The 15,162-nt window shown below is 52.4% G+C and carries 7 protein-coding genes, 3 tRNA genes and 4 rRNA genes; 7 read left to right on the top strand and 7 right to left on the bottom strand.

Going from position 1 to position 15,162, the window contains the following annotated elements:
- Positions 1-59 precede the first annotated feature (59 nt).
- The 7 genes from ACVV26_RS02210 to ACVV26_RS02180 all read left to right on the top strand — a co-directional run bounded on the left by ACVV26_RS02210 (position 60) and on the right by ACVV26_RS02180 (position 9,487).
- Positions 60-1,232 carry an efflux RND transporter periplasmic adaptor subunit gene (locus ACVV26_RS02210; protein WP_474799774.1) on the top strand — a complete coding sequence of 391 codons (1,173 nt, stop codon included), beginning with the start codon at positions 60-62 and terminating at the stop codon, positions 1,230-1,232.
- Entirely contained in the window at positions 1,225-4,332 is a 3,108-nt protein-coding gene (locus ACVV26_RS02205) for an efflux RND transporter permease subunit (RefSeq protein ID WP_474799773.1), read from the top strand. Before ACVV26_RS02210 ends, ACVV26_RS02205 begins: the two co-directional genes overlap by 8 nt.
- A 285-nt stretch (positions 4,333-4,617) precedes the next feature.
- Complete coding sequence (locus ACVV26_RS02200) at positions 4,618-4,839, top strand: putative periplasmic lipoprotein (protein WP_002437506.1); 222 nt, start codon at positions 4,618-4,620, stop codon at positions 4,837-4,839.
- A gap of 486 nt (positions 4,840-5,325) precedes the next feature.
- A complete protein-coding gene (locus ACVV26_RS02195) occupies positions 5,326-6,351 on the top strand; it encodes an amino acid ABC transporter substrate-binding protein (RefSeq protein WP_125292954.1) in 1,026 nt (341 codons plus the stop codon).
- Positions 6,352-6,424: 73 nt separating this feature from the next.
- The gene (locus ACVV26_RS02190; RefSeq protein ID WP_474799772.1) at positions 6,425-7,606 is read left to right on the top strand and encodes an amino acid ABC transporter permease; all 1,182 of its coding nucleotides are present in this window, start codon (positions 6,425-6,427) and stop codon (positions 7,604-7,606) included.
- Between the two features lie 10 nt (positions 7,607-7,616).
- Positions 7,617-8,720, top strand: coding sequence for an amino acid ABC transporter permease (locus tag ACVV26_RS02185; RefSeq protein ID WP_474799771.1), 1,104 nt, complete (start codon positions 7,617-7,619; stop codon positions 8,718-8,720).
- Between the two features lie 8 nt (positions 8,721-8,728).
- Positions 8,729-9,487: an amino acid ABC transporter ATP-binding protein gene (locus ACVV26_RS02180; RefSeq protein WP_312984060.1), complete on the top strand. Its 759-nt coding sequence runs from the start codon at positions 8,729-8,731 to the stop codon at positions 9,485-9,487.
- A 97-nt stretch (positions 9,488-9,584) separates the two neighbouring features.
- Here ACVV26_RS02180 and rrf (ACVV26_RS02175) read toward each other — a convergent pair.
- The 7 genes from rrf (ACVV26_RS02175) to ACVV26_RS02145 all read right to left on the bottom strand — a co-directional run bounded on the left by rrf (ACVV26_RS02175) (position 9,585) and on the right by ACVV26_RS02145 (position 15,033).
- Positions 9,585-9,700, bottom strand: a 5S ribosomal RNA gene (gene rrf, locus ACVV26_RS02175).
- A 37-nt stretch (positions 9,701-9,737) separates the two neighbouring features.
- Positions 9,738-9,813 (bottom strand) — tRNA-Thr (locus ACVV26_RS02170).
- 14 nt (positions 9,814-9,827) lie between these two features.
- Positions 9,828-9,943: ribosomal RNA gene (rrf, locus tag ACVV26_RS02165) — 5S ribosomal RNA — on the bottom strand.
- A 112-nt stretch (positions 9,944-10,055) separates the two neighbouring features.
- Positions 10,056-12,964: ribosomal RNA gene (locus tag ACVV26_RS02160) — 23S ribosomal RNA — on the bottom strand.
- 197 nt (positions 12,965-13,161) lie between these two features.
- Positions 13,162-13,237: transfer RNA gene (locus tag ACVV26_RS02155), tRNA-Ala, on the bottom strand.
- A 107-nt stretch (positions 13,238-13,344) separates the two neighbouring features.
- Positions 13,345-13,421, bottom strand: a tRNA-Ile gene (locus ACVV26_RS02150).
- A gap of 70 nt (positions 13,422-13,491) precedes the next feature.
- A 16S ribosomal RNA gene (locus ACVV26_RS02145) occupies positions 13,492-15,033 on the bottom strand.
- The 16S, 23S and 5S rRNA genes sit together here with 3 tRNA genes alongside, the layout of an rRNA operon.
- Between the last annotated feature and the right edge of the window lie 129 nt (positions 15,034-15,162).

The raw sequence follows: 15,162 nt of genomic DNA, 5'->3' as shown, positions 1-15,162 counted from the left end.
TAACTCTGATGCCAGCTTGAGGGATGACACTCTGCCATCGGTTTATAAAAGGAATAGTGATGACAAAACATAATGGGGCTAAATGTTTATTCCTCTTTCTACTGATTTCAGGAATGTTCATTAGTGGATGCGATGATAAAAATAACATGCCATCAGGTAACGAACCGCCTTCGGTCGTGGTACATGTCGTTAAAGCCGCTCCCTTTGCTGTAACCACAGAACTGCCCGGGCGCACTTCCGCTTTTCGTATCGCTGAAGTCCGTCCTCAGGTTGGCGGGATTATCCTGAAGCGTAATTTCGCCGAGGGTAGCGATATTACGGCAGGTTCCTCGCTGTATCAGATCGATCCTGCGACCTATCAGGCGACGTTTGATAGCGCAAAAGCCACATTAGCCAGGGCGCAGGCGGCAGCAGAGATTGCCCATCTGACCGTAAAACGCTATCAGCCGCTGGTTGGCACGCAATACGTCAGTAAGCAGGAGTATGATCAATCGGTGGTCAGCGCCAAACAAGCCGATGCCGATGTGCTCAGTGCCCAGGCCGCCGTTGAGTCCGCACGCATTAACCTGGCATATACCAAAGTCACCTCCCCTATCAGCGGCAGGATCGGCAAATCTACCGTCACAGAAGGCGCGCTGGTCACCGACGGCCAGGCCACCGCGCTGGCAACGGTACAGCAACTCGATCCGATTTATGTCGATCTCACCCAGTCCAGCAACGACTTTCTGCAACTTAAGCAGGCTATCGAGCAAGGTAGCCTGACGAAAGACAGCACCAGCGGCGTGAACATTATTATGGATAATGGCCAAACCTATGCGCATCCCGGGAAGCTTGAATTTACCGATGTGACCGTGGATGAAAGCACTGGCTCCGTGACGTTAAGGGCAGTGTTCCCTAATCCCGATCATCAGTTGTTGCCGGGGATGTTTGTCAGAGCGCGGGTCGATGAAGGTACCCAGCCTGACGCGATACTGGTGCCTCAGCAAGGCGTCACCCGGACACCGCGCGGCGACGCGTTAGTGATGGTGGTTGATGAACAGAACAAAGTTGAAACCCGCCCGGTCGTCGCATCCGAAGCCATAGGCGATCGGTGGCTGGTGAAAGAGGGACTTAAGCCGGGCGACAAAGTGATTGTCAGCGGCATACAGCATATTAAGGCAGGCGCAACGGTAAACCCGGTCACTGACGACGCCGCAGAAAAAACTCAGCAAGGCAGTCGCGAACATGGCTAATTTCTTTATTCAGCGACCGATCTTCGCCTGGGTTCTGGCTATTCTGTTGATGATTGCCGGCGGGCTGGCCATTATCCAGTTGCCCGTGGCTCAGTACCCAACAATAGCGCCGCCTGCCGTCGCCATCTCCGCTACCTATCCCGGTGCGGATGCGCAAACTGTTCAGGACTCCGTGACCCAGGTGATTGAGCAGAACATGAACGGCATCGATAACCTGATGTATATGTCCTCGACCAGCGATGCGTCTGGCAGTGTGACCATTACTCTGACCTTTGAATCCGGCACCGATCCCGATATCGCTCAGGTGCAGGTGCAAAATAAACTGCAGTTGGCGATGCCCCTGCTTCCTCAGGAGGTACAACAACAGGGCATCGGCGTTGAGAAATCGAGTAGCAGCTACTTACTGGTGGCAGGCTTTATCTCCTCTGATAACAGTATGAATCAGGAACAGCTGGGGGATTACGTCGCTTCAACGGTGAAAGATCCTATCAGCCGTACGCCTGGCGTGGGCGATGTGCAGCTCTTTGGCGCGCAGTTCGCTATGCGTATCTGGTTGGATAACAACGCGTTAAATAATTATCAACTGACGCCGGTTGACGTCGTCAATCAGTTAAAAATTCAGAACGCGCAAATCGCTGCGGGTCAGCTTGGCGGTACGCCTGCGGTGGCCGGACAGCAACTTAACGCTTCGATCATTGCCCAGACTCGCCTTAAGAGCGTTAAGGAGTTTGAAAACATCACGTTACGCGTAAATAAAGACGGCTCGCTGATCCGCCTTAAAGATGTGGCGCGCGTAGAGTTGGGTGGCGAAAACTACAACACCATAGCGAGAATCAACGGGAAACCCGCCGCAGGGTTAGGGATCAAACTGGCGACGGGCGCGAATGCCCTCGATACGGCTAAAGCCATAAAAGACGAGCTGGCGAAAATGCAGCCCTTCTTTCCAAAAGGCTTAAAAGTAACCTATCCCTATGACACCACGCCGTTTGTCCAAATCTCTATTAAAGAGGTGGTCAAAACCCTGTTCGAGGCCATCGTACTTGTGTTCCTGGTGATGTACCTGTTCCTGCAAAATATCCGCGCGACGCTCATCCCAACGATTGCCGTGCCTGTGGTTCTGCTGGGCACGTTCGCTTTGTTGTCTGCATTCGGGTACTCCATTAATACCCTCACGATGTTCGGGATGGTGCTTGCCATAGGTTTGCTGGTTGACGATGCCATCGTGGTCGTTGAAAACGTTGAACGTGTTATGGAAGAGGATCATCTGCCGCCTAAAGAAGCCACCAGCAAATCTATGGGGCAAATACAGGGCGCGCTGGTGGGCATCGCGATGGTGCTTTCCGCCGTATTTATCCCAATGGCTTTCTTTGGCGGTTCGACAGGTGCGATTTACCGACAATTTTCGATCACGATTGTTTCTGCCATGGCGCTGTCAGTGCTGGTCGCACTGATCCTGACGCCAGCGCTGTGCGCGACGCTGCTGAAACCGCCGTCAGGGGAGAAACATGATAAAAACGCCGGGCTGTTTGGTAAGTTCAACCGCTTATTCGATAAGAGCGTCGACCACTACAGTAATAGCGTAAGCCGGATTATTCACAGTACCACGCGCTATCTGGTTGTTTACGTGCTTATCGTGGCGGGAATGGTGATGCTGTTTATGAAGTTGCCTACTTCATTTCTGCCCGAGGAGGATCAGGGTGTGTTTATGACCCTGGTGCAACTACCTTCCGGCGCGACGCAGCAGCGCACCCAGAAAGTGCTTGATGAAATCAATGACTATTACCTGACCAAAGAAAGTAAAAACGTCGAATCCGTGTTCACGGTTAACGGGTTTAGCTTCAGCGGACAGGGGCAAAACGCCGGTATCGCGTTCATCAGCCTGAAACCCTGGGAAGAGCGTTCCGGTGACGAGAACAAGGCGCAGTCCATTATTGCGCGCGCGACGATGGCATTCAGGCATATTAGTGACGCGATGGTATTCCCGTTCAACCTGCCCGCCATTATCGAACTGGGCACCGCCACGGGTTTCGATTTTGAACTGATCGACCAGGCAAACCAGGGGCATGATGCCTTAACTCAGGCGCGCAATCAGCTATTGGGTGAAGCGGCTCAGCGTTCCGATGTGCTGGTCCGCGTCAGGCCGAATGGTCTGGAAGACACGCCGCAATTTAAGATCGATGTCGATCAGGATAAAGCGCAGGCGCTGGGTGTCGCGCTCTCCGATATCAACCAAACGCTGTCTACCGCACTGGGCGGCAATTACGTTAATGACTTTATTGATGAAGGCCGGGTGAAAAAGGTTTATCTCCAGTCGGATGCAAAATTCCGTATGTTGCCATCAGATCTTAATACGCTCTATGTGCGCAGCAGCAGCGGTGAAATGGTGCCGTTCTCGGCCTTCGCGTCATCACATTGGGTTAAAGGCTCACCGCGTCTTGAGCGGTATAACGGCTTGCCTTCTATGGAAATTCAGGGTGAAGCCATGCCGGGTAAAAGTACCGGGGAGGCCATGGAGGTGATGGAGTCACTGGCCGCTAAATTACCTTCTGGGTTTGGATATCAGTGGACTGGCATGTCCTATCAGGAAAGGTTATCCGGCAACCAGGCTCCTGCTTTATATGCCATCTCCCTGATTGTGGTGTTCCTGTGCCTCGCCGCGTTGTACGAGAGCTGGTCCATTCCGTTTTCTGTAATGCTGGTGGTGCCTCTGGGCGTGGTAGGAGCATTGCTTGCGGCGACGGTAAAAGGCCTGGATAACGACGTTTATTTCCAGGTCGGTTTGCTCACGACTATCGGTCTTTCCGCCAAAAACGCCATCCTGATTGTCGAATTTGCCAAAGACCTGATGGACAAAGAAGGTAAAAATCTTATCGAAGCAACGCTGGAAGCGGTACGGATGCGCCTTCGACCAATCCTCATGACATCACTGGCGTTTATCCTGGGCGTGTTGCCACTGGTTATTAGTAAAGGCGCCGGGAGCGGTTCACAGAATGCGGTGGGTACCGGAGTGATGGGCGGTATGCTTGCCGCGACGTTACTGGCCATTTTCTTTGTCCCGGTATTTTTTGTGGTAATTCGCCAACGGTTTAATAAAAAGTAACCCTGTAAAACATGAAAGACATCGGATGTCTTTCATGTTTTTACATGCTAAATACGTTGATTTATTAATGAGATAAACCCACCGCTGGAACTGAATATCTTTTCGGTTCCAGCGTAAATTTTCCTCTCCATTATTTTTACAATCCACATGAATTGAAAATAATGTGTGCTCCTCTCCATTTTTTGCCAGTGGTAAAATGCGTCTATCAAATCCAGCGCTATAAGGTTATGAATAATATTACCGTTAGCGAGGTTTGCTGGATGATTATTCTAATGAGGTAATACCATGAAGAAGTTAATCGCTGTAGCATCCCTTTGTGCAGTGTTAGCCGGTTGTGCGCATGACTCCCCATGTGTGCCGGTGTATGACGATCAGGGGCGTCTGGTCCATACCAACACCTGTATGAAAGGCACCACTCAGGATAACTGGGAAACAGCTGGCGCGATCGCTGGCGGCGCAGCAGCGGTAGCGGGCTTAACGATGGGTATCATCGCGCTGAGTAAATAATACCGGTCTGTTCCGAAACGGCGCGTTCATCGCGCCGTTTGCATCTAAACGGTGCAACTCTTTTTGTTAATCTCTTAATTTGTTATTTAATCGCACCAAAGCAAAATTAAAATTCCTGCAATAACTCACATTGCTTTATTTCTTTTTTCGGGCTTTAACTCTGCCTCGTGATTTATCTCACATCATTAATCATTCCTTACCCTGCCAATATTAACATGAGAAATTAATTAGTTACTTGACGGCGATGCCATTTAATTATTTTGCTCCAAAATGTGGCGCAGGTTGTAATTTCGCACCATTGGTGAGCATTACGTTTTACGTTTCCTGTCTACACTTCGCTTACTGCATCGAAATAAATGCGTTATCCCTCCGATGCAAAACTGGCACTCCCTTTGCTTTAACGTTTATGGCTGTTGCCACAGACAGGTAATTAGCGTGCCCAACGGGCCGCCAATATAACGATAATTTCGCCACACAGGATGCACTATGAAGAAGATGATTATTGCCACGCTTGCCGCGGCAGGCGCACTGATGGCTGTTGCAAATCAGGCACATGCAGGCGCGACATTTGACGCAGTAAAAAAGAAGGGTTTTGTTCAATGCGGTATTAGTGATGGCTTACCGGGATTTTCTTATGCGGATGCAGACGGTAAATTCAGCGGAATTGATGTTGATGTCTGCCGTGGCGTCGCGGCTGCCGTATTTGGCGATGCAACAAAAGTAAAATATACCCCGCTGACGGCGAAAGAACGCTTTACCGCACTGCAATCTGGCGAAGTGGATTTGTTATCCCGCAATACCACCTGGACATCTTCTCGCGATACCGGAATGGGTATGGCCTTTACTGGCGTGACCTATTATGACGGCATCGGCTTCCTGACCCATAACAAAGCGGGGCTGAAAAGCGCCAAAGAGCTGGATGGCGCAACGGTTTGTATTCAGGCGGGTACCGATACCGAGCTGAACGTGGCGGATTACTTCAAAGCCAATAACATGAAATACACGCCGGTGACCTTTGACCGCTCTGACGAATCGGCAAAAGCGCTGGAATCGGGCCGTTGCGATACCCTCGCCTCTGATCAGTCTCAGCTGTATGCCCTGCGCATTAAACTGAGCAACCCGGATGAATTTATCGTTCTGCCGGAAGTGATCTCGAAAGAGCCGCTGGGCCCGGTAGTGCGTCGCGGGGATGATGAATGGTTCTCCGTGGTACGCTGGACGCTGTTCGCTATGCTCAATGCAGAAGAGATGGGCGTCACGTCTAAAAACGTCGATGAGAAAGCCGCTAATCCTGCCACGCCGGACATGGGCCATCTTCTGGGCAAAGAAGGCGATTATGGCAAGGATCTGAAGCTGGATAACAAATGGGCTTACAACATCGTTAAGCAGGTCGGTAACTATGCCGAAGTGTTTGAACGTAACGTGGGTTCCGAAAGCCCGCTGAAAATCAAACGCGGTCAGAACAACCTCTGGAACAACGGCGGCATTCAATACGCTCCGCCGGTTCGTTAATCACGCACGTTGTTGTAACGGGCGCTGCGCCTTTGCGGCGCCCAAACCAGAGTTTTGTTACTGAGGTTCGCATATGCCCCATCACCGCCCAAACGCAAAAGGAGAATTCTCCTTTTCCAATCCCGCGGTTCGCGCCTGGCTGTTTCAAATACTGGCAATCGCCGCAGTTATTGGTATTGCTGTTTATCTGATCCACAACACCATTACAAACCTCAACAGTCGTGGCATTACGTCAGGGTTTGCTTTTCTCGATCGCGGCGCCGGATTTGGCATAGTTCAGCATTTGATTGATTATCAGCAAGGGGATACCTATGGCCGGGTTTTCCTGGTCGGGTTGCTTAACACCCTGCTAGTTTCTGCGCTGTGTATTGTGTTTGCGTCATTTCTTGGCTTCTTTTTAGGACTGGCGCGCCTGTCCGATAACTGGCTGTTACGCAAGCTTTCTACCGTTTATATCGAAACCTTCCGAAATATCCCGCCGTTGCTGCAAATTTTCTTTTGGTACTTCGCCGTACTGCGCAATTTGCCAGGCCCACGCCAGGCGGTGAATGCCTTTGACCTGGCGTTTCTCAGCAACCGGGGGCTTTATATCCCCGCACCGGCGTTAGGCGAAGGCGCGCTGGAATTCGTGCTGTCTATTCTTGTCGCGCTGGCGATCTCGGCGGGCCTGTTTCGCTTTAATAAGAACCATCAAATCAAAACAGGGCAGTTGCGGCGTACCTGGCCTGTGACGCTGGTACTGCTTATCGCACTGCCGCTGGTCGCTCACTGGACGTTTGGTGCCGCGCTACACTGGGACGTGCCCGAGTTACGTGGTTTCAACTTCCGAGGGGGAATGGCGCTAATCCCTGAGCTGGCAGCCCTGACGCTCGCACTCTCGGTTTATACCTCCGCATTTATCGCCGAGATCATTCGCGCCGGGATCCAGTCCGTTCCTTATGGTCAGCATGAAGCGGCACGGTCACTGGGTTTGCCGAACCCAGTAACGCTGCGCCAGGTGATTATTCCCCAGGCCATGCGCGTGATTATTCCGCCGTTGACCAGCCAGTATCTCAATATTGTTAAAAACTCTTCGCTGGCGGCGGCGATTGGCTACCCGGATATGGTGTCGCTGTTCGCTGGCACCGTACTGAACCAAACCGGTCAGGCGATTGAGACCATCGCTATCACCATGTCGGTCTATCTGATTATCAGCCTGACAATTTCTCTGCTGATGAACCTCTATAACCGGCACATTGCCCTGGTTGAGCGCTAAAGGAGCCATGATGAGCAAAGTACTCATGAGTCCTACCCCGCGCGTTGCCGCTACCGGCTCAGGACGCATGTGGGTGTGGGTTCGCAAAAATTTGTTTTCCAGCTGGTTTAATAGCCTACTGACATTATTTTGTTTGTGGATGATGTGGGAATTGATTCCGCCGCTGCTCAATTGGACGCTGTTTCAGGCTAACTGGATTGGTGAAACGCGCGCGGATTGCACGAAGGAAGGCGCGTGCTGGGTGTTTATTCACGCCCGGTTTGGCCAATTTATGTATGGACTGTATCCACACGATCAGCGTTGGCGAATCAATCTGGCGCTGATTATCACGCTGCTTTCCATCGCGCCGATGTTTTGGAAAAGCATACCGCAACGCGGTAAATACATCGCCGTCTGGGCGGTGGTTTATCCGATAGTGGTGTGGTTTCTGATGTATGGCGGTTTCTTTGGCCTGGAACGTGTAGAAACCCGCCAGTGGGGCGGACTCACGCTAACGCTGATTATCGCTGCGGTGGGGATCGCTGGCGCATTGCCGCTGGGCATTTTGCTGGCGTTAGGGCGTCGGTCGACCATGCCGGTAGTGCGGATCCTGTCGGTGATTTTTATCGAATTCTGGCGCGGCGTACCCCTGATCACGGTGCTGTTTATGTCCTCCGTCATGTTGCCGCTGTTTATGGCGGAAGGCACCAGTATCGATAAGCTTATCAGGGCGCTGGTTGGGGTGATTCTTTTCCAGTCAGCCTATGTTGCCGAGGTGGTGCGCGGAGGGCTTCAGGCGCTACCGAAAGGCCAATATGAGGCCGCAGAATCTCTCTCGCTGGGTTACTGGAAAACCCAGGGCCTGGTGATCCTCCCGCAGGCATTAAAGATGGTGATCCCGGGTCTGGTCAACACCATTATCGCCCTGTTTAAAGACACCAGTCTGGTGATCATTATTGGGCTGTTTGATCTCTTCAGTAGCGTGCAGCAGGCCACGGTCGACCCAGCATGGTTAGGCATGTCGACCGAAGGCTATGTGTTTGCCGCCATGATCTATTGGATCTTCTGTTTCAGTATGTCGCGCTACAGCCAGCACCTTGAGCAGCGCTTTAACACCGGGCGTACACCGCACTAAGGAATCCCATGAGTAATATAACGATGCAACCGGCCGACGCGATGATAACGCTCGAAAACGTGAATAAATGGTATGGGCAGTTTCATGTCCTGAAAGACATTAACCTGAAGGTGAAGCAGGGCGAACGTATTGTGCTCTGCGGTCCGTCAGGCTCCGGTAAATCTACAACAATCCGCTGTATTAACCATCTCGAAGAGCATCAGCAGGGCCGTATTGTCGTGGATGGCATTGAGCTCAATGATGACCTGCGCAATATCGAACGGGTGCGTACAGAAGTGGGGATGGTGTTCCAGCACTTTAATTTATTCCCGCACTTAACCGTACTGCAAAACTGCACGCTGGCACCGATTTGGGTTCGTAAAATGCCGAAGAAAGAAGCCGAGGCGTTGGCAATGCATTATCTGGATCGTGTACGTATCGCCGAGCATGCGCATAAGTTTCCCGGTCAAATCTCCGGCGGGCAGCAGCAGCGCGTGGCGATTGCCCGGTCGTTATGCATGAAGCCAAAAATTATGCTGTTCGACGAACCGACATCGGCGCTCGATCCCGAAATGGTTAAGGAAGTGCTGGATACCATGATTGGACTGGCACAGTCCGGGATGACGATGCTTTGCGTAACGCATGAGATGGGGTTTGCCCGGACGGTGGCCGATCGGGTGATCTTTATGGATCGCGGTGAGATTGTTGAGCAGGCGCCGCCGCATGAATTCTTTGCGAATCCGAAGTCTGAACGCACGCGGGCGTTTTTATCGCAGGTTATTCACTAACAATATTACAGGCCAGTCAGGTGACTGGCCGTTTTTTGTGTTCTGAAAACTAAAAAGCAAAAAGCCCTGCACTTATGTGCAGGGCTTTTTATTTGATGCCTGGCAGTTCCCTACTCTCGCATGGGGAGACCCCACACTACCATCGGCGCTACGGCGTTTCACTTCTGAGTTCGGCATGGGGTCAGGTGGGACCACCGCGCTCTTGCCGCCAGGCAAATTCTTTTTAAATGCCGAACATTACCGTTATAACTGGTGCTGATACCCAGAGTCGAACTGGGGACCTCACCCTTACCAAGGGTGCGCTCTACCAACTGAGCCATATCAGCACACTTAATTTGATGCCTGGCAGTTCCCTACTCTCGCATGGGGAGACCCCACACTACCATCGGCGCTACGGCGTTTCACTTCTGAGTTCGGCATGGGGTCAGGTGGGACCACCGCGCTCTTGCCGCCAGGCAAATTCTGTTCACCTGCCGCACTGGTTATTTCTCACAGGGCCGCAGGCATTAATCCGGTTAAGCTGAAAATCTCTCTCAATCACCCAGCACCAAAACCACTCTGGCGTTGTAAGGTTAAGCCTCACGGCTCATTAGTACCGGTTAGCTCAACGCATCGCTGCGCTTACACACCCGGCCTATCAACGTCGTCGTCTTCAACGTTCCTTCAGGAGACTTAAAGTCTCAGGGAGAACTCATCTCGGGGCAAGTTTCGTGCTTAGATGCTTTCAGCACTTATCTCTTCCGCATGTAGCTACCGGGCAGTGCCATTGGCATGACAACCCGAACACCAGTGATGCGTCCACTCCGGTCCTCTCGTACTAGGAGCAGCCCCCCTCAATTCTCCAGCGCCCACGGCAGATAGGGACCGAACTGTCTCACGACGTTCTAAACCCAGCTCGCGTACCACTTTAAATGGCGAACAGCCATACCCTTGGGACCTACTTCAGCCCCAGGATGTGATGAGCCGACATCGAGGTGCCAAACACCGCCGTCGATATGAACTCTTGGGCGGTATCAGCCTGTTATCCCCGGAGTACCTTTTATCCGTTGAGCGATGGCCCTTCCATTCAGAACCACCGGATCACTATGACCTGCTTTCGCACCTGCTCGCGCCGTCACGCTCGCAGTCAAGCTGGCTTATGCCATTGCACTAACCTCCTGATGTCCGACCAGGATTAGCCAACCTTCGTGCTCCTCCGTTACGCTTTAGGAGGAGACCGCCCCAGTCAAACTACCCACCAGACACTGTCCGCAACCCGGATCACGGGTCCACGTTAGAACACCAGCCATTAAAGGGTGGTATTTCAAGGATGGCTCCACGCAGACTGGCGTCCACGCTTCAAAGCCTCCCACCTATCCTGCACATCAAGGACCAGTGTTCAGTGTCAAGCTATAGTAAAGGTTCACGGGGTCTTTCCGTCTTGCCGCGGGTACACTGCATCTTCACAGCGATTTCAATTTCACTGAGTCTCGGGTGGAGACAGCCTGGCCATCATTACGCCATTCGTGCAGGTCGGAACTTACCCGACAAGGAATTTCGCTACCTTAGGACCGTTATAGTTACGGCCGCCGTTTACCGGGGCTTCGATCAGGAGCTTCTCCTCGCGGATAACCCCATCAATTAACCTTCCGGCACCGGGCAGGCGTCACACCGTATACGTCCACTTTCGTGTTTGCACAGTGCTGTGTTTTTAATAAACAGTTGCAGCCAGCTGGTATCTTCGACTGGCTTCAGCTCCACGGGTAAACCGCTTCACCTACATGCCAGCGTGCCTTCTCCCGAAGTTACGGCACCATTTTGCCTAGTTCCTTCACCCGAGTTCTCTCAAGCGCCTTGGTATTCTCTACCTGACCACCTGTGTCGGTTTGGGGTACGATTTCGTGTTACCTGATGCTTAGAGGCTTTTCCTGGAAGCAGGGCATTTGTCACTTCAGCACCGTGGTGCCTCGTCATCACGCCTCAGTGTTAACAGCATTCCGGATTTACCTGGAACACCCACCTACACGCTTAAACCGGGACAACCGTCGCCCGGCCAACATAGCCTTCTCCGTCCCCCCTTCGCAGTAACACCAAGTACAGGAATATTAACCTGTTTCCCATCGACTACGCCTTTCGGCCTCGCCTTAGGGGTCGACTCACCCTGCCCCGATTAACGTTGGACAGGAACCCTTGGTCTTCCGGCGAGCGGGCTTTTCACCCGCTTTATCGTTACTTATGTCAGCATTCGCACTTCTGATACCTCCAGCAGACCTCACAGTCCACCTTCAACGGCTTACAGAACGCTCCCCTACCCAACAACGCATAAGCGTCGCTGCCGCAGCTTCGGTGCATGGTTTAGCCCCGTTACATCTTCCGCGCAGGCCGACTCGACCAGTGAGCTATTACGCTTTCTTTAAATGATGGCTGCTTCTAAGCCAACATCCTGGCTGTCTGGGCCTTCCCACATCGTTTCCCACTTAACCATGACTTTGGGACCTTAGCTGGCGGTCTGGGTTGTTTCCCTCTTCACGACGGACGTTAGCACCCGCCGTGTGTCTCCCGTGATAACATTCTGTGGTATTCGTAGTTTGCATCGGGTTGGTAAGCCGGGATGGCCCCCTAGCCGAAACAGTGCTCTACCCCCACAGATGAATTCACGAGGCGCTACCTAAATAGCTTTCGGGGAGAACCAGCTATCTCCCGGTTTGATTGGCCTTTCACCCCCAGCCACAGGTCATCCGCTAATTTTTCAACATTAGTCGGTTCGGTCCTCCAGTTAGTGTTACCCAACCTTCAACCTGCCCATGGCTAGATCACCGGGTTTCGGGTCTATACCCTGCAACTTAACGCCCAGTTAAGACTCGGTTTCCCTGCGGCTCCCCTATACGGTTAACCTTGCTACAGAATATAAGTCGCTGACCCATTATACAAAAGGTACGCAGTCACCCCATAAATGAGGCTCCCACTGCTTGTACGTACACGGTTTCAGGTTCTTTTTCACTCCCCTCGCCGGGGTTCTTTTCGCCTTTCCCTCACGGTACTGGTTCACTATCGGTCAGTCAGGAGTATTTAGCCTTGGAGGATGGTCCCCCCGTATTCAGACAGGATGTCACGTGTCCCGCCCTACTCATCGAGTTCACAGCACATGCGCTTTTGTGTACGGGACTATCACCCTGTACCGTCGGACTTTCCAGACCGTTCCACTAACACACATGCTGATTCAGACTCTGGGCTGCTCCCCGTTCGCTCGCCGCTACTGGGGGAATCTCGGTTGATTTCTTTTCCTCGGGGTACTTAGATGTTTCAGTTCCCCCGGTTCGCCTCGTTAACCTATGTATTCAGTTAACGATAGTGCAACGAATTGCACTGGGTTTCCCCATTCGGACATCGTCGGTTATAGCGGTTCATATCACCTTACCGACGCTTTTCGCAGATTAGCACGTCCTTCATCGCCTCTGACTGCCAGGGCATCCACCGTGTACGCTTGGTCGCTTAACCTCACAACCCGGAGCAGTTTCTGCTTCGTGCTGCAAGTGTTTGAGAGACTCTGGCATGGCATCGTCATTCCTTATTACGGAGAAATGCGACGGCATGCCGTTTCAATTTTCAGCTTGTTCCGGATTGTTAAAGAGCAAAACTTCGCAGTGGACCTTTTCAGGACCACTCTGAAGTTTTCTGGTATCTTGCAGTAAAGATGGTGGAGCTATGCGGGATCGAACCGCAGACCTCCTGCGTGCAAAGCAGGCGCTCTCCCAGCTGAGCTATAGCCCCATCGTAGTGAAATCCCGTCAACCGCAATTTTTCCTGAGACAAGGCGCGCAAGGACGAAGCACAGTGAACTGTGCGGGTCATTTCGCAACGCAGTGTCAGGGAAAATTTGGTAGGCCTGAGTGGACTTGAACCACCGACCTCACCCTTATCAGGGGTGCGCTCTAACCACCTGAGCTACAAGCCTGCAGAGATTTTTACTGCTCGTTTTCTATCAGACAATCTGTGTGAGCACTGCGCGGGCTGTATCTTTAAGGTAAGGAGGTGATCCAACCGCAGGTTCCCCTACGGTTACCTTGTTACGACTTCACCCCAGTCATGAATCACAAAGTGGTAAGCGCCCTCCCGGAGGTTAAGCTACCTACTTCTTTTGCAACCCACTCCCATGGTGTGACGGGCGGTGTGTACAAGGCCCGGGAACGTATTCACCGTGGCATTCTGATCCACGATTACTAGCGATTCCGACTTCATGGAGTCGAGTTGCAGACTCCAATCCGGACTACGACGCACTTTATGAGGTCCGCTTGCTCTCGCGAGGTCGCTTCTCTTTGTATGCGCCATTGTAGCACGTGTGTAGCCCTGGTCGTAAGGGCCATGATGACTTGACGTCATCCCCACCTTCCTCCAGTTTATCACTGGCAGTCTCCTTTGAGTTCCCGGCCGGACCGCTGGCAACAAAGGATAAGGGTTGCGCTCGTTGCGGGACTTAACCCAACATTTCACAACACGAGCTGACGACAGCCATGCAGCACCTGTCTCACAGTTCCCGAAGGCACTTCCGCATCTCTGCAGAATTCTGTGGATGTCAAGACCAGGTAAGGTTCTTCGCGTTGCATCGAATTAAACCACATGCTCCACCGCTTGTGCGGGCCCCCGTCAATTCATTTGAGTTTTAACCTTGCGGCCGTACTCCCCAGGCGGTCGACTTAACGCGTTAGCTCCGGAAGCCACGCCTCAAGGGCACAACCTCCAAGTCGACATCGTTTACGGCGTGGACTACCAGGGTATCTAATCCTGTTTGCTCCCCACGCTTTCGCACCTGAGCGTCAGTCTTTGTCCAGGGGGCCGCCTTCGCCACCGGTATTCCTCCAGATCTCTACGCATTTCACCGCTACACCTGGAATTCTACCCCCCTCTACAAGACTCAAGCCTGCCAGTTTCGGATGCAGTTCCCAGGTTGAGCCCGGGGATTTCACATCCGACTTGACAGACCGCCTGCGTGCGCTTTACGCCCAGTAATTCCGATTAACGCTTGCACCCTCCGTATTACCGCGGCTGCTGGCACGGAGTTAGCCGGTGCTTCTTCTGCGGGTAACGTCAATGAAAGCGGTTATTAACCACTCTCCCTTCCTCCCCGCTGAAAGTACTTTACAACCCGAAGGCCTTCTTCATACACGCGGCATGGCTGCATCAGGCTTGCGCCCATTGTGCAATATTCCCCACTGCTGCCTCCCGTAGGAGTCTGGACCGTGTCTCAGTTCCAGTGTGGCTGGTCATCCTCTCAGACCAGCTAGGGATCGTCGCCTAGGTGAGCCGTTACCCCACCTACTAGCTAATCCCATCTGGGTTCATCTGATGGCAAGAGGCCCGAAGGTCCCCCTCTTTGGTCTTGCGACGTTATGCGGTATTAGCTACCGTTTCCAGTAGTTATCCCCCTCCATCAGGCAGATCCCCAGACATTACTCACCCGTCCGCCACTCGTCAGCAAAGCAGCAAGCTGCTTCCTGTTACCGTTCGACTTGCATGTGTTAGGCCTGCCGCCAGCGTTCAATCTGAGCCATGATCAAACTCTTCAATTTAAAAGTTTGATGCTCGTGAATTAAACTTCGTAATGAATTACGTGTTCACTCAGAGACTTGATAATTCTATGTGCATCCGAAGATGCTGAGATATCAATCCTGCGAGTGCCCACACAGATTGTCTGATAA

This window comes from Atlantibacter sp. MEI4A-1023, from assembly GCF_056155425.1.
The sequence above is the reverse complement of the archived record's forward strand: the minus strand, read 5'-3'. Positions and strand labels throughout refer to the sequence as shown.

What these genes read in the sequence shown, in the direction of transcription:
- ACVV26_RS02200 (WP_002437506.1), top strand. Translation starts at nt 4,618, where the DNA reads ATGAAGAAGTTAATCGCTGTAGCATCCCTTTGTGCAGTGTTAGCCGGT.
- ACVV26_RS02210 (WP_474799774.1), top strand. Translation starts at nt 60, where the DNA reads ATGACAAAACATAATGGGGCTAAATGTTTATTCCTCTTTCTACTGATT.
- ACVV26_RS02205 (WP_474799773.1), top strand. Translation starts at nt 1,225, where the DNA reads ATGGCTAATTTCTTTATTCAGCGACCGATCTTCGCCTGGGTTCTGGCT.
- ACVV26_RS02190 (WP_474799772.1), top strand. Translation starts at nt 6,425, where the DNA reads ATGCCCCATCACCGCCCAAACGCAAAAGGAGAATTCTCCTTTTCCAAT.
- ACVV26_RS02195 (WP_125292954.1), top strand. Translation starts at nt 5,326, where the DNA reads ATGAAGAAGATGATTATTGCCACGCTTGCCGCGGCAGGCGCACTGATG.
- ACVV26_RS02180 (WP_312984060.1), top strand. Translation starts at nt 8,729, where the DNA reads ATGAGTAATATAACGATGCAACCGGCCGACGCGATGATAACGCTCGAA.
- ACVV26_RS02185 (WP_474799771.1), top strand. Translation starts at nt 7,617, where the DNA reads ATGAGCAAAGTACTCATGAGTCCTACCCCGCGCGTTGCCGCTACCGGC.